Source organism: Lentzea albidocapillata (assembly GCF_000719115.1).
Lineage (GTDB): Bacteria > Actinomycetota > Actinomycetes > Mycobacteriales > Pseudonocardiaceae > Lentzea > Lentzea albidocapillata.
In genome coordinates, this window is the sequence record NZ_JOEA01000027.1 from 1 (window position 1) to 17,334 (window position 17,334).

A 17,334-nucleotide genomic window follows, 5' to 3' on the forward strand; every position below is an offset into this window, starting at 1 on the left:
GGACACCTCCGACAGAAACGCGAGTTCCTCGGTACGTTTCCACCCGGTCAGCGCCGCATCGGTCTGCCGGTACGACGTGCGCACACCCTCCGCGCGGTAACGGTGATTCCGCTCGCTCAAAGTCCTGTTCCACACCAGACGCACACACCCGAACGTGCGGTTCAACACCGCAGCCTGCTCAGGAGTCGGGTAAGCCCGGCACTTGTACGCCGTTCGCACCAACCACAACCTACCGGGAACACCATGACAACCACGACGCAGGACCACCGGCCTGCGCACCGCGTGCTTGGATCGCCCCAGCTCCACTCAGACGCTACTGGCGGAGTCCGGATCCCTCCCCGACCTGAACACCGGGACCTCCACCGGAGGCCATGGTGACCAGGTCCGACAGTTTTCAGCGCTCCGCCTGCCCGGCGAGTTCGCGCACCAGGGAACGCAGCTCCAGCAGGCTGATCGTGCCCTGTGGCTCCAGTTCCGCGGTCTCCACGCGCCGCAGCCGCTCCCCCGCCAGCCGCTCGCCCAGAGTGACGTCCAGGGGCAGGAACGTCATCGTCTGCCGGTGCTGGTCGCTCAGGCCGGCCAGCGCCGGGTGGTAGACCGCGACGTCCACGACGTCACCGTCCACCTGGGCCACCACGCGGTAGTCACCCAGCCGCATCCTCACCTGGCCGAGGTTCACGATCACCTCGGTCGGGTCCGGCACCGGCGGCACCGAGTCGTGGAACTCCCACACCATGTCCGACGGCGGCGCGGCGTTGATCCACGCGTCGGTGTACGGGCGCAGCCTCGGGTCTTCCTGACCCGTGATCACCAGCGCGTACATGGCCATGTGGCCCTGTTCGAGAGAGAACACCAGGTCCGGGTGCAACGAGCTCACCAGATCGTTGAGCTCGTCCTCGACGCGGTGCGGTTCGCCGTCGCCGAGCGCCGCGCTGACCACGGGTACCAGCTCGAACCACCGTTCCCAGAAGCGTTGCGCTGCTTCCTCGGCGTTCGGCAGATGGGTCGGGGCGACGTCTTCGGCTTTGCGGCGGCGGAACCACTTCATGATTCCTAAGAGTAGAGCTTGCGTCCGTCCGCCAGCATTTCAACGAACTGGGCGATGCGCTTCTGCCGTGTCTCCGGCCTCTTCGCGTCGTGGATGCGCAGCAGCACGGCATACCTGTTCTGGCTGTTGAGCGTCTTGAAGAACTCGGCTGCCTTGGGATTGGCCTGCAACGCCTCGGTGAGGTCGTCCGGCACCTCGATCGTCGCCGGTCCCGCGTAGGCGGCGTCCCAGCGTCCGTCCGCCTTGGCCTTCTCGATCTCGGCGAGCCCGGCGGGCAGCATCTTGCCGGCCGCGATGAGTTCCTCGACCTTGCCGCAGTTGCGCTTGGACCACTTGCTCCGCGGACGTCGAGGCGTCCACCGCTGCGAGTAGTAGGTCTCGTCCACGGACCGTGTGAGTCCATCGATCCAGCCGTGACACAAGGCGACGTCCAGCGCCTCGCCGTAGGTGATCGTCCTGATCCCCGAGCCCTTCTTGGCGTACTTGATCCACAGTTCGGTCTCGTTCGCGCCGTTCTCGTGCAGCCACGCGTCGAACTCGGCGGGACCCTCGAAGACGATCAACGCACCCTCCTCAGGCAGAGCGTCATGTCCTCATAGGGAACACCGAGTTCGGCCTCTGCGGGGCAACTTTCGTCCGCTATCTCGACGACCTGCACGTTCACCCGCGGCGCCGCGCAGTCGAACTTGGACACGACGGACCTCTGCAGGTCGTCGGTGTCGAGCTCGAAGCAGTCGCCGCGCTCGGCGTTGGGCAGCAGGCACAGCGCCGCGTTGTGCCTGGTGTCGCGCAACACCTTGTAGTCACCGCGCGGGCACTTGCCGCTCGTCTCCGTGAGCACGGTCCCGATCTTCAGCGCTGCCCTGTCCTGTTCACAGCCGATGACGGTCAGGCCCTGGTCGTTCTCGCCGGGGCCGTTGAACTTCACGCAGCTGCCTTTGTCCGCCTTGGAGTAGTCGGTTAGGAACATGGACTCCGGCGCCGGCTGGGCGGGTTCGTCGGTTCCACTGAACGCCCACCACACGCCGAGATAGGCCAGCACGGCAAGTACGCACACCATCACGGTCTGTCTCACGACCACGCTGCGAATTATGGCGGCGGAAACTGAGTGGCGCGCGGCGACGGGTTTGGCCACAGTGCGCCTCATGCTGATCCGGCGGGAGACACCCGCAGACATCGACGCCATCCGCACCGTCACGAACCTCGCGTTCAAGGACGGGCCGGAGGCTCAGCTGATCGACTGGTTGCGCGCGGACGAGGGCTGGATCCCGGAGTTGTCGCTGGTGGAGGACGGCGTTCTCGGGCATGTCGTGTGCACGCGCGGGTACCTCGGCGAGGTGGCCGCTCTCGGGCTCGGGCCGATCGCCGTGCATCCCTCGCACCAGCGCGACGGTATCGGGTCGGCGTTGATGCACGCGGTTCTCGGTGCGGCTGAGGCTCGCGGCGAGCGCGCGGTCATTCTGCTGGGTTCGCCGGACTACTACTCGCGGTTCGGCTTCCGGCTCGCTTCGGGGTTCGGGATCACGCCGCCGGTTCCGGAGTGGGCGCCGTACTTCCAGGCGCGGCTGTTCGGTGACGTGCCCGCGGGCGCGTTCCGGTACGCGGAGCCGTTCAACCGGCTTTGAGCACGCTGCCTTCGGCCGTGCGCGCGTAGACCGTGCCGTCGGGCTGTGCGGACACGGTGTCGATGAAACGGCCTTCGCCCAACGGTTCCCAGGTGGTGGTGAGGCGGTGCGGGCGTCCGCCGATCAGGGTGTGGACGCCGATCGTCCCGTCTGGACGGAGAACCGCTTCGGGTGAGGCTTCGAGGGAATGGGCGATCTCGCGCCATGCTCCGGCGGCGGTGGCCATGAGCTTGTCGCCGGACCTGACGTACAAGGCCACGGACCCGTCCGGGTAGGCGACGGCGGACGGCTTGCCCGCCGCGAAGCCGGCCGGGCTCACCGCCTGCCAGCTCGGAATCGATCCGGACTGGAGGGCCCCCTGGGGGGACCTGCCCCCCATCCCAATCATCTCAGGCAGGTCTGACAGTTTCGCGACGCTGCCGTCGGCCAGCACGGCGTACAGGTCCACCGTCCCGTCAGGACGAGCCACCGCTTCGGGATCGCCGGCCACACCCGAGGCCACGGTCCGCGCGGCGCCGCCCGCCAACGCCCTGACCTCGCCCCGAGCCGTTCGCGCGTACACGGAGCGCCCGGCCACCGAAGGCCGTCCGACGAAGTCGCCCGAGGTGCTCAGCCGCGAGCCGCCGGCCCAGACATCGCCGTCCCGGACCACGTGGACGACGCCGCCGACGACCTCGGGCCCACCCTGCCACGCCTGCCGCAGCATCGATCCGGCGCGCGTTTCCGCCTGGTCGTACCGCTCCGGGCAGCAGGACCGCTGCACCGCGTCGGCGAGCAGCCCGGCGGAGAGTTCCGGCCGGTCCACGCGCACCGCGTACTCGAAGAACCGCCGCGCCGCATAGGGCACGTCCATGATCTGCTCGGGCGTCCCCCACCCCATCGACGGCCGCTGCTGGAACACGCCCAACGAGTCACGGTCACCGCACGACAGGTTGTTCATGTGCGACTCGACCCATCCGGCCTCGAACCCGGCGAGCATCACCTTGTCGCTCACGCGCAGAGAAAGACCAACGGCGTGCACGGCGCGGATGACGTCCGCGTCGTGCACGCCGGGAACTCGGCACCTCACGTCCAACGGCAACGCATGTGCGGTACCGGACATGAGCAAGACGAAGACCAGCGCGAGCCTGAGCACAAGTCCGAATTGGACACCCAGGCCCGCGCCGGCGCCACTCAGGAGTGGGCGATCAGCGAGAAGCCGAGCACGCCCGTCGCCGTGAAGTCGATGGCCGGCTCGGAGCTGGGCCACGAGCGCAGGTCGTCGGCGAACACGGACTTCGCGTTGTTGAACTCCAGCGTGTACGGCTTGGTGCAGCTGACGGAACCAGGCGGCATCTCACCGAGGTCGCCGAAGAGCGTTGCGTCGTTCGGGCCGTTGATCACGGCGCCGACCAGCACCTTCGAGCCGCCGTTCACCGAACCGGAGAGGTTCGCGGCCTGGTGGTGCGGGCACTCGGGGAACTTCGTGCCGACGCCGACGATCAGCGAGGTACCCCAGGCGTTGGTGCCGAGGGCGAAGCCGCGCTGCTGCGTGCCGAAGGTCGCGTACTCCTTGGAGCCGGTGAGCTTCTGGTACAGCGCGGCGGTGGTGATGTAGCCGAACGTGCGCGAGCCGACGTCCCAGGTCTCGACGTTGGCGGCGGTGCGGAACGGCGACGTCTTGGCGGCGTCCGCGCCCTTCTGCAGCTGACGCTGGATGTCGCCGATGATCTGCTTCTCGGTCACCTCGGCGCCCGGGATGCCCTTCTTCAACAGCTTCGCGAGGTCGGCGTGGCCGAGCGCGGAGATGTTGTAGACGTTGAGCGTGTCCGGGTCCTGCGTCGCGAGGAACTCCTTGGCCCAGTGCGCGGCCGCGCGGGCGAACTGCCCGTAACGCTTGTCGTGCAACGCCTTGGCGGCCAGCGCGAGCTGCGTCGCGCCGAACTCCATGTCGTCGGTCCACGACTCTTCGGGGTAGTACGCGTGCGGGAACGCCGTCACGAGCTCGCCGACGTTCTCGGTCTTGGCCAGCGCGAACAGCTGCGCGGCCTTGTCCAGGTACGCACGGGCGGCACGCGGGTTGCGGTCGGCCTCGATCTGGGCGGCCAGCGCGAACGAGCCGGCCACGCGGCCGACCAGGTTCGGGCTGATCTTCTCGCCGGCGACGTTCGCGCGGAAGACGGGGCGGTGCTTGATGAAGTACTCGCTGTCGCCCGGCTTGACGTTGAGCTTGTCGTCGGCCTCGGGCAGGCGCCACACGTCGTGGTCGCCGACGAAGCCGAACTCCGCGGAGCCCGTGCCGATGCCGACCTGCGCGTAGAGCGTGCCGGTCTTCTCGTCGAACGCCTTGTCGAGCCACTTGAGGCCGAACTTGGCCTCGTTGTAGAGCGCGGCGTCGTGCTTGTTGCGCAACGCCAGCAGCATCGACGCGGTCGAGTACGACGAGGCGTGCGTGAACTTCACGAAGTCACCGGCGTCGAACCAGCCGCCTTCGAGGTCGACCTTCGCGCCCGTGGGCTTCAACGGCGCCGCGATCTGGTCGCCACCCTCGCCCGCGAACACCGGCGCCTCGTAGACGAGCGCCTCGCGGTCGGTGAGGTGCGCGGGCTTGCGGTTCAGCCTGCCGGGGATGACGTCGGCGCCGTCGCGCTGCGCCTGGAAGAACTCGACGGTGTTGTGCGCGACCGGCGAGAACAGCTTCTTCAGCGAGTCGACCTTGAACACCGGAGAGGTCGTCGTGCCGACCTTGATCCGGTACGTGCCCGACCTCTTCAACGCGGAGAAGTCGATCGGGTGCACCGCGGGGAACGTGTCGCTCCACGAGCCCGTCGAGGCACCCGTCCTGCCGGTCAGCACGGTCCGGCCGCGGCTGTTCACAACGGAGAACTTGGTGTTGGCGGCGCCTCCGAGCACGTAGGCGTGCTTCTGCTCGGAGGTGCCGAACCCGACCTGATCCAGCCGGATCTGGCCGGTGGGAACGGCCTGTGCAGGCGCCACGACCACACCTGTGAGCACTGCGGCGACAAGGGCCGCAAGTCTGATGCGCATGAGGGGAACTCCCGGTCCAGGCCTCGGCGTTCGGCCTTCGGTTAAGAAAGTTTCCTAACAGTTCGCAGCAGACTAGCCCCACAAACCGGACATCACCAGCCCTCAGGCGGTTCCGAAAACGCCGAGGAGAGGTCACGCGTCAGTGAGAGTGCGCGTTTGACCCAAGTGGACGATGCACCCGCTAGTCCGCAGGTCGGAGTCGGCAGCGCCTGCTCGGCGAGGATCGACCTCGGGAAGCCGAGACGGTCGACCAAGGTGAACGCCCGCTGCCCGACGTCCTTGAGCGCGACCGGCGCGCCGGGATCGGTGCTCGGCACCAGCCCGAGCGCCAGCGTCGTGCCCGCCTGCCACGTCTCGCCGATCTCGTCGAGCGCCTCCGCGCCCTTGATCAACGTCGCGTCGAACGCGATCGCCGTCGCGCCCGCCTCGCGGAGCAACGTCAGCGGCGGGTGCGGCGCGCAGCAGTGCACCACGACCTCGTGGCCCTTCAACGCATCGATGACGGTGGCGAGCACCGCGCGGGCGTCCGGCCCCGGCACGGCGGCCACGGTGCCGAGTTGGGATGGCGTCGGCAGCAGGCCCTGCAGCACGGCGGGCAGACCCGGTTCGTCGATCTGCACGACGACCTTCGCCTTGGTGCGCTTGGCGACCTCGGCAGCGTGCTGCTTGAGACCTTCGGCGAGCGACGCGGCGAACTCCTTCACCGCCCCTGGGTCCGTGAGCACCCGATGGCCGCGCATCAGTTCGATGTTCGACATCAGCGTCCACGGCCCGACGGCCTGCAACTTGACCGTCTCAGGCTGCGCCCCCGCACGTTCCAACGCCTCGTCGAACGCGTCCAGGTCGCCCCGCAGCAGGTCGACGGCGCGGCGGTGGTCACGGCCGGCGCGCGGGGTCACGCGGTAGCCGGAGGTGACGACCTCGATCGCGAGGTCGACCAGCAGGCCGGCGGTACGGCCGATCATGTCCGCACCGACTCCCCGGCCAGGCAGCTCCGGGACGTGCGGCAGCTCAGGCAGCTCTCCGACGACGACGCGCGCCGCCTCGTCGATGTCGGTTCCGGGCAGCGATCCGATTCCAGTTGCTCCACGCACCCACCGGATTGTTCCACTGTCCGGCGGACAGAAGAGGTCTAGACCCATTGACGCTATGGTCTAGGCCACTTACCGTGATTGAGCAGGCGCTGAACGTATGGGTGCCTCCCTGTACGTGGTGCAGGACCGCGACGCGCCCCGTGGTCCTGCACCACTCCCTTCCTCCCCTGCCGGAAGGACCACACCCGATGGCCCGCTTCGCCCTTTTCGCCGCCGGGGCCGCCACCGCATTGGTGGCCGGACTCGTCGCCATCGCTCCCACCGCCTCGGCCGCCGGCGAGTCCGCCGCGTTCAGCCAGGACTCGTCCTGGGGCTCCGGCTACCAGGGCAGGTTCACGGTCAGCGCGGGTTCCACCGCGTTGTCCGGGTGGAAGCTGGAGTTCGACCTCGCCGGCGCGTCCGTCGGCTCCTACTGGGACGCCACGCTGACCAGCAGCGGCAACCACCACACGTTCACCAACCGCGAGTACAACGGCAACGTCGCGGCCGGTGCGTCGACCAGCTTCGGGTTCCTGGTGAGCGGCTCCGCGCTGCCGACGAACTGCAAGCTCAACGGCGTTCCATGCGGTGGCGGCGGTGGCACTACGACCACCACCACTGGGCCGACCACCACCACGACGTCCGATGTGCCACCGACGCCCGGAAGCGCGCGCGTCGCCCCATACATCGACATCACGATGCCGACGCCGTCACTGATGGACGTGGCGAACGCGACCGGTCAGAAACACTTCACGCTCGCGTTCGCCCTCGGTTCGTCGAGCGGCTGTGTACCGGCGTGGGGCGGCACGGTCCCGTTGAACGACAGTCGCATCGTGAACGACACAAGGGCCTTGAAGGCCCAGGGCGGCAGCGTCATCGTCGCGACCGGCGGCGCCATGGGCCCGTACCTGGAGCACGTCTGCTCAACCGCGGATTCCCTGTACAACGCCTATGTGGCCGTGCTGGACGCCGTGGGGTCGAACAGCATCGACGTGGACGTGGAAGCCACCATCCCGCAGGCCATCGTGAACACGGCGCTCAAGAGGCTGCAGGACACCCGCGGCACCACCGTCAGCTACACGATGCGCATCCAGGGCCAGGACTACGGCATGGACCCGTACTCGGTGGACGTCCTGAAGGACGCGGCCGCGAAGGGCGTCAACGTCCTCGTGAACCCGATGCTGATGAACTTCGGCTACACGGGCAACTGGGGCGACGCCATGGTCAACGCCGCGAACGCCACCCTCGGGCAGATGCGCGCCATCTGGCCGTCGAAGTCCGACGCGCAACTGAAGGCGCTGCTGGGCCTCACTCCGATGATCGGACGCAACGACACGGGCCCGACGACGACCCAGGACGACGCGCGCAAGGTCCTCGACTACGCGAAGGCCAACCACGTCGGGCGAGTCGCGTTCTGGTCGGCGGGCCGCGACAAGGGCTGCCCCGGTGGCGGGGTTTCGCCCACGTGCAGTGGAATCGCACAGGCCAACTGGGAGTTCACGAACATGTTCAAGACCTACACGGGCTGATTCACCCTGCGGGAAGAAGGCCGTTGCGGGAACCTCCGTCCCCGCAACGGCCCTCACACATCCGAAGCAGTTAGCAAGAGCTGCAGCATCCGCAGCCCGGACCCGTGCACCCGCCACAGCAGGAACAACCACCCATGTTGACCTCCTCCGATGTTGAGCGATCAAGCCAATCGGACAGTAAGGCGGGTCCAACGCTGCGTGACACCACCGCCAGGGTGATTACGCTGCCCGAATGAATGGTCCTGCCGAGATGCTCGCCGCCGACAAGGCGTCCACCGCCCTGGGCATCGAGCCCGTCGAACTGCGTGACGGGTACGCGCTGCTGCGGATGACGGTCGCGGAGAACATGATCAACGGCCACGGCATCGCGCACGGCGGCTACGTGTTCCTGCTGGCGGACAGCGCGTTCGCCTGTGCCTGCAACAGGGCCGGGTCCGTCACCGTCGCCGCCACGGCCGAGATCGACTTCATCCTGCCCGTGCACGAGGGCGACGAGCTGGTGGCGGAGGCGGTGGAACGGACCCGGTTCGGCCGCAGCGGGATCTACGACATCACGGTCAGGCGAGGGACCGAGATCGTGGCTGAGTTCCGCGGCCGGTCGCGGACCCTTCGCGCCTGAGGCCGATGAACTGCAGGACCGCGAAGCCGAGCACCGCGAGTCCCTGGGCCAGCACGAGCGCGACGCCGATGCCGGTGAGCGGGAACCAGTTCAGTCCTGCGGTGAGAATGCTGTCGGTGGCCCAGACGAGGTTGCCGATGATGACCAGCAGCACGATTCGGCGGTCCGGGGTGGCGCGCGTTCCCAAGAAGAACACTCCCGCGCCGTAGGCCACGCAGAAAGAACCGAGTCCGATCTGCCAGCCCACCGGCATTCCGACTTCCGGGCGAATCAGCAGGGTCAGCAGACCCAGCGCGAACGAAGCGACACCGTCGAGTTTCAAGGCGAATTTCAACATGGCCCGACCATCGCCCGCTCAACGCTGCCAAAGCCACGTCAAGTGCTGCCAACTCCTGCCATCAGGTCGGCCGCGACCAGGCGTGCGGCGGCGTTCTGCCAGTTGTGCAGGGTCCGTTCCGGCACCTGTGTCACAAACCACTGCAGCGCACGGCGATCCTCCGCGTCGAGGTCCTCGCGCTTGGTCCGGACCGAATATGGCCGGATTCCCTTGACGTAGTAGAAGTACACGGCGTTGTAGTAGCGCCATTCATCGCTCGTGCCGAAATCGCCGTCCAGGGGCTTGAGCCGTTGAATGCTCGCGAGCAGCATGCTTTTCAACTGCGCGGCCCGATCGAGCGGCGGGCCGTCGTCGGTCAGTGCGATCAACGGGCTGGCGACGAGCTTTCCGAGATCGCCGTAGTGGCTGAGCGCCTTGCGGGTGAGCCGGGCGAATTCTGCGTCGTCCTCGGTCACCAGCGGCGGGCGTTTGGGCAACGCCTCGGCGGCGTCGCGGAGTTCGGCGCGTTCCGCCGCGACGGACGGCACGGCGAGGCGGTCGACCACGGACGCGAGCGGGTTCGCGAGCACCTGGACCGCGATCGCCGCCGCCACGGTCGTGAAGACGAGCAGGTCCGGTCCGCCGAAGAAGATCACCTGCGATCCGAACAGCACCGCCGTGAAGCCCGAGATGACCAGTGACCGCAGCATGTCCGCGCGGATCGCCTCGCCCTCCTCGACCGCGTCCGTGACGGCGACGAGGATCCCGAAGACCACCACATCGAACCCGAGCGACGGCAACGTGATCGCGTCGGGCAGCAATCCCAGCAGGAACGCACCTGCCGAGAGCCCGAACATCACTCCAACGAGTGAAAAGTAAGCACGTTTTCTTATGGCTAGGACCGTTGCCGCGGCCAGGGGGAGCAATACGACCCACGGTACGAAGAAGGACGCCGCGAAGAACGGCAGCAGCGCAAGGAGCCACCACCTGATCAACTCGGGCCGTGCGAGCACCAGGACCGCGCCCGTCCAGGCCAGCGCAGGCACCGCGAGGAGCACCGGATTCGGCGCGACGACCGCCGCCGAATAGCCGATCATCCCGGCGCCCGCCCACCACAGGAGCGGCTTGCGGGGGTCGCGGGCGAGCAGGTAAAGACCCAGCCACCAGGCGAGGCCGGAGACCAGCAGCAATAGGCCGAACACGGGTCAAAGCTAGCCCTACCTGCAAAACTAATCTTCATGCCGGTAGAGCTGACGCTCCACAAAGCGGCCGAGGAGTTGCTGCGAGGCGACCTCGCCAGCGTGCTTCGCGCACGTCAGCGCGTCGCCGGGCTCGTGGGCACCTACCCGCAGCGGCTCGACCTGCGCGAACGGCTCGCCGAGGTCTACCGCGTACTCGGTCAGCCGGCTCAGGCAGGCCGCTGGACCTACCTCTCCGACGAACGGGATCCCGACGAACTACTGGCCTTCGAACGCGCCTATCGCCGCGCGGACTCCCGTCTGGTCGCGCTCTCATGGCAGGGCCGCGTCGACGAGGCCCCGACCGAGACGGCCCGCACCCGCCTCGCGTCGCTCTACCAGGAGGCGCGGGTGCAGCTCCAGCAGGACCTGGACGGCACCCCGAACGAGGAGACGTCGTGGGGCGCCTGCCTGATCGTCATGGCCGGCGGCACGTTCGTCCTGGTGTGTTTCCTGCTGGGCATCGTGACTCTCGTGCAGTTCTTGTGGAAGCTGGTCTCATGAGAACGTTGTCGCAGTACGTCCGCCGCACCCCGATCATGCGCGTGTCAGCCGACGGGCGACCGCTCGTGTTCAAACTGGAGCACCTGCAGCTCACCGGCTCCTTCAAGCTCCGCGGCGCGGTCAACACCCTGCTGTCGCTGAACGTCTCCGAGGTCGTCACCGCCTCGGGCGGCAACCACGGCATCGCCGTCGCCCAGGCCGCGCAACTGCTCGGCGCGCACGCCACCGTGTTCGTCCCGGTGACCGCGCCCGAGACCAAGACGAGGCGCATCGAAGCGTTGGGCGCCAAGCTGATCCGCCACGGCAACACCTACGCCGAAGCCGCCGCGGCCGCCCGCGAACTCAATCTGCCCTACATCGAGGCGTACAACTCGCTTCCCGTCATCGAGGGCCAGTCCACGGTCACCCAGGAGATCGTCGAGGACGCCCCGGACATCGACACGATCTTCGTCGCGGTCGGCGGCGGCGGACTCGTCGCGGGCGCCGCGCTGGCCTCTGGCGGACGCCACGTCGTCGCCGTGGAACCCGAGAACTGCTGCGCCATGCACAACGCGCTGGCCGCCGGCGAACCCGTCGACTCGGTGGTGGACTCCATCGCCGCGGACGCGCTCGGCGCCACGCGCGCAGGCTCGTTGTCGCTGGAAATCCTGCAGCAGCACAACGTTTCCTCAGCCCTGGTCACCGACGTGGAGATCCTCTCGGCACGGGACCGGCTGTGGGAGGAGTTCCGGATCGCGGTCGAACCGGCGGGCGCGGCGGCGTTCGCGGCGTTCCTCAGGGGCGATGTGTCGAGTGAGCTGCCCTGCGTGCTCCTGTGCGGAGCGAACTCGGAGTGGCGTCCCAGCTAGCCCGCCGGAACCTGCGCGCTCCCAGCCGGCGCAACGGCGACACGACCCACACCGGCATGTCGTCACGCCGGGCCTGAACGCTCAGCTTCCGCCGGTCCGCAGGACTGACGAAGCACCGAAACGCGCTCCGAGCCCGCGCGGCAAGGTCGAACTCCGTGTCAAAGAACGTCACGCAGCGAACGCTAGATCCGCCTTCCCGGCCCTACAACCGAATTAGCTGGTCGCGTCGATGGTCGCGCTGGCCAGGACGATGTCGCCCGCCGCGTCCTCGCGGTAGATCGCCACGGCCTGGCCGGGCGCCACGCCCTTCAACGGTTCGCGCAACTGCACCCGCAGCACGCCGTCGACCAGTTCGGCGACAGCCGGAGCCGTGCCACCGTGCGCACGCACCTGCGCGACGCACTCGACAGGTCCGTCGAACTCGACGTGCGCGACCGGCGCGGACGCCGAAATCCCTGTCACCGCAAGCTTTTCGACCGCGCCGACCCGCACGTTCCCGGACACCGGCTCCAGCGCCAGCACGTACCGCGGACGGCCGTCGGCGGCGGGACCGTCGATCCCGAGCCCCTTGCGCTGCCCGACGGTGAACTCGTGCACGCCCGCGTGCCGACCCAGCACCGCGCCGGTCGCGTCGTCGATCAAGAGCCCCGGCTTGGTTTCCATGCGGCCCGCCAGGAACTTCTGCGTGTCGCCGTCCGGGATGAAGCAGATGTCGTGGCTGTCCGGCTTCTTCGCGACCGACAGCCCGCGCGACGCCGCCTCGACGCGCACGTCGTCCTTCGTCGTGTCCCCCAACGGGAACATCGCGTGCGCGAGCTGGTCCGCGGTCAGCGACGCCAGCACGTAGGACTGGTCCTTGCCCATGTCTGCGGAACGGCGCAGCTCGGGACGGCCGCCGACCATCTCCAGGCGCGCGTAGTGGCCGGTGCAGACGGCGTCGAAGCCGAGGGCGATCGCCTTGTCCAGCAGCGCCTCGAACTTGATCCGCTCGTTGCAGCGCAGGCACGGGTTCGGCGTGCGACCGGCCGCGTACTCCGCGACGAAGTCCTCTACGACCTCTTCGGTGAAGCGCTCGGCGAAGTCCCAGACGTAGAACGGGATGCCCATCAGGTCGGCCGCGCGACGGGCGTCGTGCGCGTCTTCGATCGTGCAGCAGCCGCGTGCGCCCGTGCGCAGGGTGCCGGGCTTCGCCGACAACGCCAGGTGCACGCCCGTCACGTCGTGTCCCGCTTCGACGGCGCGCGCCGCCGCCACCGCGGAATCGACACCGCCACTCATCGCCGCGAGGACCTTCACTGCTTGACCACCTTCCGGGAACGCCTCATGCCTGCCAGGCCCGCCGTACGGGCCCTCTCCACCACCGGTCCGATGACCGACACCAGTTTCTCGATGTCCGCGTGCGTCGACGTGTGCCCGAGCGAGAACCGCAGGGAACCGCGCGCCAACGCCGGTTCGACGCCCATCGCGAGCAACACGTGGCTCGGTTGCGCGACACCGGCCGTGCACGCGGAGCCCGTCGAGCACTCGACACCGCGTGCGTCGAGCAGCATCAGCAGGCTGTCGCCCTCGCAGCCGGGGAACGTCAGGTGCGCGTTGCCGGGCAGGCGATCCACCGGGTCGCCGTTCACGATCACGTCCGGCACCACCGCGCGCACCGACGCGATCAGCTCGTCCCGCAGCGCCGCGATCTCGACGGCCCGGAAAGCCTGTTCCTCCACCGAGATCCGCACCGCGCGCGCCAGGCCGACGATCGACGGCACGTCGAGGGTGCCGGACCGCACGTCGCGTTCCTGACCGCCGCCGTGCATCAACGGCGTGCACTTCACGTCCCGCGCCAGCAGCAGCACGCCCACGCCGTACGGGCCGCCGACCTTGTGGCCGGTCATGGTCAGCGCGGAGGCGCCGGACGCGGCGAAGTCGACCGGGACCGCGCCCACGGCCTGCACCGCGTCCGTGTGGAACGGCACGCCGCGTGCGGCGCACACGGCAGCGATCTCGTGCACGGGGTTGATGGTGCCGACCTCGTTGTTCGCCCACATCGTGGTGACGAGCGCGATGTCGTCGGAAGCGTCCAGAGCCTCGGCCACCGACTCCGGTGACACGCGCCCGAAGCGGTCGGTGGGCAGCCAGGTGACATCGGCGCCCTGCCGTTCCAGCCACTCGACGGCGTCCAGCACGGCGTGGTGCTCCACGGCCGAGGCCAGCACCCGACGCTTACCGCTCGCCCAGTAGATGCCCTTGACCGCGAGGTTGTCGCTCTCCGTGCCGCCGCCGGTGAACAGCACCTCGGACGGCCGGGCGCCCAGGGCGTCGGCGATGTTCTCGCGGGCCTCCTCGATCGCCCGCCGCGCCCGCCTGCCGGAGGTGTGCAGCGACGAGGCGTTGCCCGTGGTGGACAACGCCTCGGTCATGGCCGCGACCGCCTGCGGGTGCATGGGGGTCGTGGCCGCGTGGTCGAGATAAGCCATCAGGTCTTCAGGGTAGCCCGCATGCGGGGCCCGGTCAGAATCGCTCCCACCACCGCCAACGCCGCCATCGACAGGTTGAGCGCCACCACGCCCGAGGTCGGCGCCGTCGCCAGGACGAGCACACCGCCGAGTCCGATCATGGTCGCGGAGAAGAGCATGTCCGAGATCTGCAGCGCGGCGGAGTTGAAACCCCGGTCGGCCTCGGGCGATGCGGCCATCATCAGCACGCCGACGCTGGACGTCGCGATGCCCATGCCCGCACCCGCGACGGCCCAGAAGACCAGCGTCAGGTGGGCAGGCCCCCACGTGGGTGCGATGAGCGTCACGGCCGCGATGCCGGTCGCGGAGAGCAGGAATCCGAAGCGAACGAGCGTGTGACGCTCGATCTCGGGATGCCGCGACGCCCACATCGACGCGCTCGCCCAGCCGAGCGCGCTCAGCGTGAGCGGAATACCCGCCTCCAGGGGTGAGTAGCCGTGCACGACGGTCAGCGTCAGCGGGATGAAGCTCTCCACCGCGAAGAACGTGCCGGCGAGCAGTCCGCGCGCCAGGATCGTGACCGGCAGGCCGCGGCGGGCGAGGAGCGTGCCCTTGGGGAGCAGGACGCGCAGTGCGGGCGCGAGCAGCAGCAGCGCGACCACGAACATCCACCAGGTGCGGTGCTGCAGTGACCAGCTCAGGCCCGCCACGCCCAGACCGACCGCCACGGCCGCGATAGGCAGGTACTTGCGTTGCGGCGGCGTCTCAGCGTGCGGCGGAAGCTTCTTGAGCACGGGAACGAGCAGCACGCTGCCGATGAGCACCAACGGCACGATGCCGACGAACACCAGCCGCCACGTGAGGTGCTCGGTGGCCCAGCCCGCGACCGCCGGCCCCATCATCGACGGCACCACCCAGGCCGCGGACAGGGCGCCGAACACGGCGGGCCGGTCGTCCTCGGGGTAGACGAGCGCGATCAGCACGTAGATCGCGACGATCAGAAAGCCGACGCCGAAGCCCTGCAGTACCCGGCCGGCGAGCAGCACCGTCATGTTCTCGGCGATGCCCGCGACCACGAGCCCGACGAGGAACAGGACCACGCCGATCAGGATCGCGGGCTTGGGTCCCCTGCGGTCCGAGAGCCGTCCGGAGAAGACCGTGGCCATCACGCTCGCCGCGAGGTTCGCGAGGAACGGCCACGCGTACAGCGCCTCGCCCTTCAGCTCGCGGACCATGGTGGGCATCGCGGTGCCGACGCCCATCACCTCGAACGCGACGAGCGTGACCAGCAGGAGGATGCCCGTGGTGGGCCAGCGGCGTTCAGGCGACCAGAGGCGAGACGGGACGGGCGCGGTGAGAGTCACCTGTAGATGGTGCAATCTCCAGCTCGGTCGAGGTCAAGCGGTTTGATTGCTCTTCGGCAAGTTTTGCCAGTTCCCGTCGGGTTCCGGCGCGTCCGGGAGCGATCTCGTCCAGCACATGGACCTCGACGACCAGATCCCGGACCTTGAGCACCCGGCGGATCGAGTCGATCAGGGTGTCGGTGCCGACGAACGCGGGCTGCGTCGTCAGGTGGTCGCCGATCCGGTAGCGCAGCACGATCGGCCGCACCGGCACTCCGGCGTCGAGCGCGGCCTGGAACAGCGCCGGCTTGTAGTGCCCGGACGCGAGCCCGCACCACGTCGTGCCCTCGGCGTGGATGGCGACCGCGCTGCCGTTGCGCAGGGTCGTGGCCAGCTCGTTCACGGTCTGCGGCAGCTCGCGCAGCTTCTCGCGGTCGAGGTAGACCGTGCCCACCGCGGTGATGATCGGGCCGAGCACGGGCCAGCTCTTGATGTCCTTCTTGGCGACGATCCTGACGGGCTGCACCGAGTCGATCGCGAGCTCGTCGAGCCACGACACGTGGTTGCTCGCGACGAGCACGCCGCGCTTCGGGATCTCCTGGAACCTCCTGGCGCCGTGCACTTCCAGCCGCACGCCGAACGCCCGCAGGATGGCGTGGAACCACAGGCGCACAACGCTTTCGCGCTGCCTGCCCGGCAGGAGCAGCGCGAGGGCGATCCACGCGCCGCACAGGATCGCGGTGACCGCCATGACCGCACGCCAGGTCTGCCGGAGCCGACCGACCTCACCGGGCGTGCTGCCGACGCACCCGTCACCGCACGGCGACGCGGGCATCCAGGCGTGACTCATGGTGTCTCCCCCAGGAAGAACTTCAGGTAGCGCTGATCCACGTGGTCCATGCCGAGCAGGATGAAGAGGTCGGCGACGCCGAAGTCCGCGTCGAGCGCGGGCCGTCCGCAAATCTTGGCGCCGAGCCGCAGATAGCCCTTGAGCAGCGGCGGCAGCACGGTCCTGTCCGGCCGCGCGATCGCGTCGACGTCCCACGGGTTGTGCGGTGTGACCCGGTACTGCTCGGGCGCGTAGTGCTTGGCGTGCACCGCGTCCCAGACGCCGGCCGCGAAGCTGCCACCGTCCTGCAGCGGGATCGACGCGCACCCGACGAGCCACTTGTGACCGCTGAGCAGCATGTACCGCGCGATGCCCGCCCACACGAGGCTGACGACGGCGCCGTTGCGGTGGTCGGGGTGCACGCACGAGCGGCCGGTCTCGACCGTGGAGCTCCGGATGTCGTCGAGGTTGCTCAGGTCGAACTCGCCGTCGCCGTAGAGCCGCCCGGCCTCCCTGGCGCGCTCCGGCGGCAGCATCCGGTACCCGCCGACGATCTCGCCGGTGCGGTCGTCGCGCACCACGAGGTGGTCGCAGTACTCGTCGAACTCGTCTACGTCGTGGCCGGGCACGCTGGTGTGCAGCGTCGCCCCCATCTCACCGGCGAACACCTCGTGGCGCAGTCTCTGCGCGGCGACGACCTCGTCGCTGTCACGGGCGACGAGGAGGGAGTAGCGGGGTGCGTCCCCGTCCTGCTGGACGGGGGTGCTGACAAGCAGTTCCGGCTGCGTCATACGAACCAGGGTGAAGCCGGATCGGCGAATGACAGCAGGTCAGAACGATGACCGGTCAGTGGCAGTCGGGTTAACCCGAGGTGGTGGCGTGAACGCG

The 17,334-nt window shown here is 68.8% G+C and carries 19 protein-coding genes; 5 read left to right on the forward strand and 14 right to left on the reverse strand.

Going from position 1 to position 17,334, the window contains the following annotated elements:
* The 4 genes from IG04_RS45910 to IG04_RS0136085 all read right to left on the reverse strand — a co-directional run.
* The coding region (locus tag IG04_RS45910; protein WP_338043645.1) for a helix-turn-helix domain-containing protein at window positions 1–306 on the reverse strand (306 nt) is incomplete at its 3' end.
* 88 nt (window positions 307–394) lie between these two features.
* Window positions 395–1,048 (reverse strand): hypothetical protein, encoded by a 654-nt coding sequence (locus IG04_RS0136075; protein WP_030481227.1) that lies wholly within the window; start codon window positions 1,046–1,048, stop codon window positions 395–397.
* A 5-nt stretch (window positions 1,049–1,053) separates the two neighbouring features.
* Window positions 1,054–1,611 carry a YdeI/OmpD-associated family protein gene (locus tag IG04_RS0136080; RefSeq protein ID WP_211257877.1) on the reverse strand — a complete coding sequence of 186 codons (558 nt, stop codon included), beginning with the start codon at window positions 1,609–1,611 and terminating at the stop codon, window positions 1,054–1,056.
* Window positions 1,608–2,129 (reverse strand): LppU/SCO3897 family protein, encoded by a 522-nt coding sequence (locus IG04_RS0136085; RefSeq protein WP_144065383.1) that lies wholly within the window; start codon window positions 2,127–2,129, stop codon window positions 1,608–1,610. The genes IG04_RS0136080 and IG04_RS0136085 overlap by 4 nt, the downstream gene beginning before the upstream one ends.
* Window positions 2,130–2,193: 64 nt before the next feature.
* Here IG04_RS0136085 and IG04_RS0136090 point away from each other — a divergent pair, with 64 nt between their 5' ends.
* A complete protein-coding gene (locus IG04_RS0136090; protein ID WP_030481230.1) occupies window positions 2,194–2,673 on the forward strand; it encodes a GNAT family N-acetyltransferase in 480 nt (159 codons plus the stop codon).
* On the opposite strand, the gene IG04_RS44550 is transcribed toward IG04_RS0136090, so the two are convergent.
* The 3 genes from IG04_RS44550 to IG04_RS0136105 all read right to left on the reverse strand — a co-directional run bounded on the left by IG04_RS44550 (window position 2,660) and on the right by IG04_RS0136105 (window position 6,842).
* On the reverse strand, window positions 2,660–3,808 hold the full coding sequence (locus IG04_RS44550; protein WP_051771384.1) for a PLL family lectin: 1,149 nt from the start codon (window positions 3,806–3,808) through the stop codon (window positions 2,660–2,662). The genes IG04_RS0136090 and IG04_RS44550 overlap by 14 nt on opposite strands.
* A 38-nt stretch (window positions 3,809–3,846) precedes the next feature.
* Window positions 3,847–5,700 (reverse strand): glycoside hydrolase family 9 protein, encoded by a 1,854-nt coding sequence (locus IG04_RS0136100; RefSeq protein WP_030481232.1) that lies wholly within the window; start codon window positions 5,698–5,700, stop codon window positions 3,847–3,849.
* Between the two features lie 92 nt (window positions 5,701–5,792).
* The gene (locus tag IG04_RS0136105) at window positions 5,793–6,842 is read right to left on the reverse strand and encodes a methionine synthase (protein WP_051771386.1); all 1,050 of its coding nucleotides are present in this window, start codon (window positions 6,840–6,842) and stop codon (window positions 5,793–5,795) included.
* Window positions 6,843–6,982: 140 nt separating this feature from the next.
* On the opposite strand from IG04_RS0136105, the gene IG04_RS0136110 reads away from it, so the two are divergent.
* Together IG04_RS0136110 and paaI are read left to right on the forward strand one after the other, a co-directional pair.
* A complete protein-coding gene (locus tag IG04_RS0136110; RefSeq protein ID WP_030481234.1) occupies window positions 6,983–8,302 on the forward strand; it encodes a glycoside hydrolase family 18 protein in 1,320 nt (439 codons plus the stop codon).
* Between the two features lie 232 nt (window positions 8,303–8,534).
* The gene (paaI, locus tag IG04_RS0136115; RefSeq protein ID WP_030481235.1) at window positions 8,535–8,921 is read left to right on the forward strand and encodes a hydroxyphenylacetyl-CoA thioesterase PaaI; all 387 of its coding nucleotides are present in this window, start codon (window positions 8,535–8,537) and stop codon (window positions 8,919–8,921) included.
* Here paaI and IG04_RS43290 read toward each other — a convergent pair.
* Together IG04_RS43290 and IG04_RS0136125 are read right to left on the reverse strand one after the other, a co-directional pair.
* Window positions 8,860–9,258 carry a hypothetical protein gene (locus IG04_RS43290; protein ID WP_051771389.1) on the reverse strand — a complete coding sequence of 133 codons (399 nt, stop codon included), beginning with the start codon at window positions 9,256–9,258 and terminating at the stop codon, window positions 8,860–8,862. The genes paaI and IG04_RS43290 overlap by 62 nt on opposite strands.
* A 38-nt stretch (window positions 9,259–9,296) precedes the next feature.
* Window positions 9,297–10,439 (reverse strand): hypothetical protein, encoded by a 1,143-nt coding sequence (locus IG04_RS0136125; RefSeq protein ID WP_030481237.1) that lies wholly within the window; start codon window positions 10,437–10,439, stop codon window positions 9,297–9,299.
* Window positions 10,440–10,475: 36 nt separating this feature from the next.
* Here IG04_RS0136125 and IG04_RS43295 point away from each other — a divergent pair, with 36 nt between their 5' ends.
* Together IG04_RS43295 and IG04_RS0136135 are read left to right on the forward strand one after the other, a co-directional pair.
* Entirely contained in the window at window positions 10,476–10,979 is a 504-nt protein-coding gene (locus IG04_RS43295) for a DUF6584 family protein (protein ID WP_036016621.1), read from the forward strand.
* On the forward strand, window positions 10,976–11,827 hold the full coding sequence (locus tag IG04_RS0136135; RefSeq protein ID WP_051771392.1) for a serine/threonine dehydratase: 852 nt from the start codon (window positions 10,976–10,978) through the stop codon (window positions 11,825–11,827). The genes IG04_RS43295 and IG04_RS0136135 overlap by 4 nt, the downstream gene beginning before the upstream one ends.
* Before the next feature lie 213 nt (window positions 11,828–12,040).
* Here the strand turns inward: IG04_RS0136135 and mnmA are convergent, their stop codons facing one another.
* Genes mnmA through IG04_RS0136160 form a run of 5 tightly spaced genes read right to left on the reverse strand, consistent with a single transcriptional unit; the run spans window position 12,041 to window position 17,237 of the window.
* Complete coding sequence (gene mnmA / locus IG04_RS0136140; RefSeq protein ID WP_030481240.1) at window positions 12,041–13,123, reverse strand: tRNA 2-thiouridine(34) synthase MnmA; 1,083 nt, start codon at window positions 13,121–13,123, stop codon at window positions 12,041–12,043.
* Window positions 13,120–14,295, reverse strand: a complete 1,176-nt coding sequence (locus IG04_RS0136145) for a cysteine desulfurase family protein (RefSeq protein ID WP_030481241.1) — start codon at window positions 14,293–14,295, stop codon at window positions 13,120–13,122. The genes mnmA and IG04_RS0136145 overlap by 4 nt, the downstream gene beginning before the upstream one ends.
* Window positions 14,295–15,638 (reverse strand): MFS transporter, encoded by a 1,344-nt coding sequence (locus tag IG04_RS0136150; RefSeq protein ID WP_030481242.1) that lies wholly within the window; start codon window positions 15,636–15,638, stop codon window positions 14,295–14,297. Before IG04_RS0136150 ends, IG04_RS0136145 begins: the two co-directional genes overlap by 1 nt.
* Complete coding sequence (locus tag IG04_RS0136155) at window positions 15,595–16,467, reverse strand: lysophospholipid acyltransferase family protein (protein WP_084401342.1); 873 nt, start codon at window positions 16,465–16,467, stop codon at window positions 15,595–15,597. The genes IG04_RS0136150 and IG04_RS0136155 overlap by 44 nt, the downstream gene beginning before the upstream one ends.
* Entirely contained in the window at window positions 16,464–17,237 is a 774-nt protein-coding gene (locus IG04_RS0136160) for a GNAT family N-acetyltransferase (RefSeq protein WP_030481244.1), read from the reverse strand. The genes IG04_RS0136155 and IG04_RS0136160 overlap by 4 nt, the downstream gene beginning before the upstream one ends.
* Window positions 17,238–17,334 lie beyond the last annotated feature (97 nt).

What these genes read in the sequence shown, in the direction of transcription:
- IG04_RS0136110 (WP_030481234.1), top strand. Translation starts at nt 6,983, where the DNA reads ATGGCCCGCTTCGCCCTTTTCGCCGCCGGGGCCGCCACCGCATTGGTG.
- paaI (WP_030481235.1), top strand. Translation starts at nt 8,535, where the DNA reads ATGAATGGTCCTGCCGAGATGCTCGCCGCCGACAAGGCGTCCACCGCC.
- IG04_RS0136100 (WP_030481232.1), bottom strand. Translation starts at nt 5,700, where the DNA reads ATGCGCATCAGACTTGCGGCCCTTGTCGCCGCAGTGCTCACAGGTGTG.
- IG04_RS0136075 (WP_030481227.1), bottom strand. Translation starts at nt 1,048, where the DNA reads ATGAAGTGGTTCCGCCGCCGCAAAGCCGAAGACGTCGCCCCGACCCAT.
- IG04_RS0136155 (WP_084401342.1), bottom strand. Translation starts at nt 16,467, where the DNA reads ATGAGTCACGCCTGGATGCCCGCGTCGCCGTGCGGTGACGGGTGCGTC.
- IG04_RS0136135 (WP_051771392.1), top strand. Translation starts at nt 10,976, where the DNA reads ATGAGAACGTTGTCGCAGTACGTCCGCCGCACCCCGATCATGCGCGTG.
- IG04_RS0136145 (WP_030481241.1), bottom strand. Translation starts at nt 14,295, where the DNA reads ATGGCTTATCTCGACCACGCGGCCACGACCCCCATGCACCCGCAGGCG.
- IG04_RS43295 (WP_036016621.1), top strand. Translation starts at nt 10,476, where the DNA reads ATGCCGGTAGAGCTGACGCTCCACAAAGCGGCCGAGGAGTTGCTGCGA.
- IG04_RS43290 (WP_051771389.1), bottom strand. Translation starts at nt 9,258, where the DNA reads ATGTTGAAATTCGCCTTGAAACTCGACGGTGTCGCTTCGTTCGCGCTG.
- IG04_RS0136105 (WP_051771386.1), bottom strand. Translation starts at nt 6,842, where the DNA reads ATGGGTCTAGACCTCTTCTGTCCGCCGGACAGTGGAACAATCCGGTGG.
- IG04_RS0136090 (WP_030481230.1), top strand. Translation starts at nt 2,194, where the DNA reads ATGCTGATCCGGCGGGAGACACCCGCAGACATCGACGCCATCCGCACC.
- IG04_RS0136160 (WP_030481244.1), bottom strand. Translation starts at nt 17,237, where the DNA reads ATGACGCAGCCGGAACTGCTTGTCAGCACCCCCGTCCAGCAGGACGGG.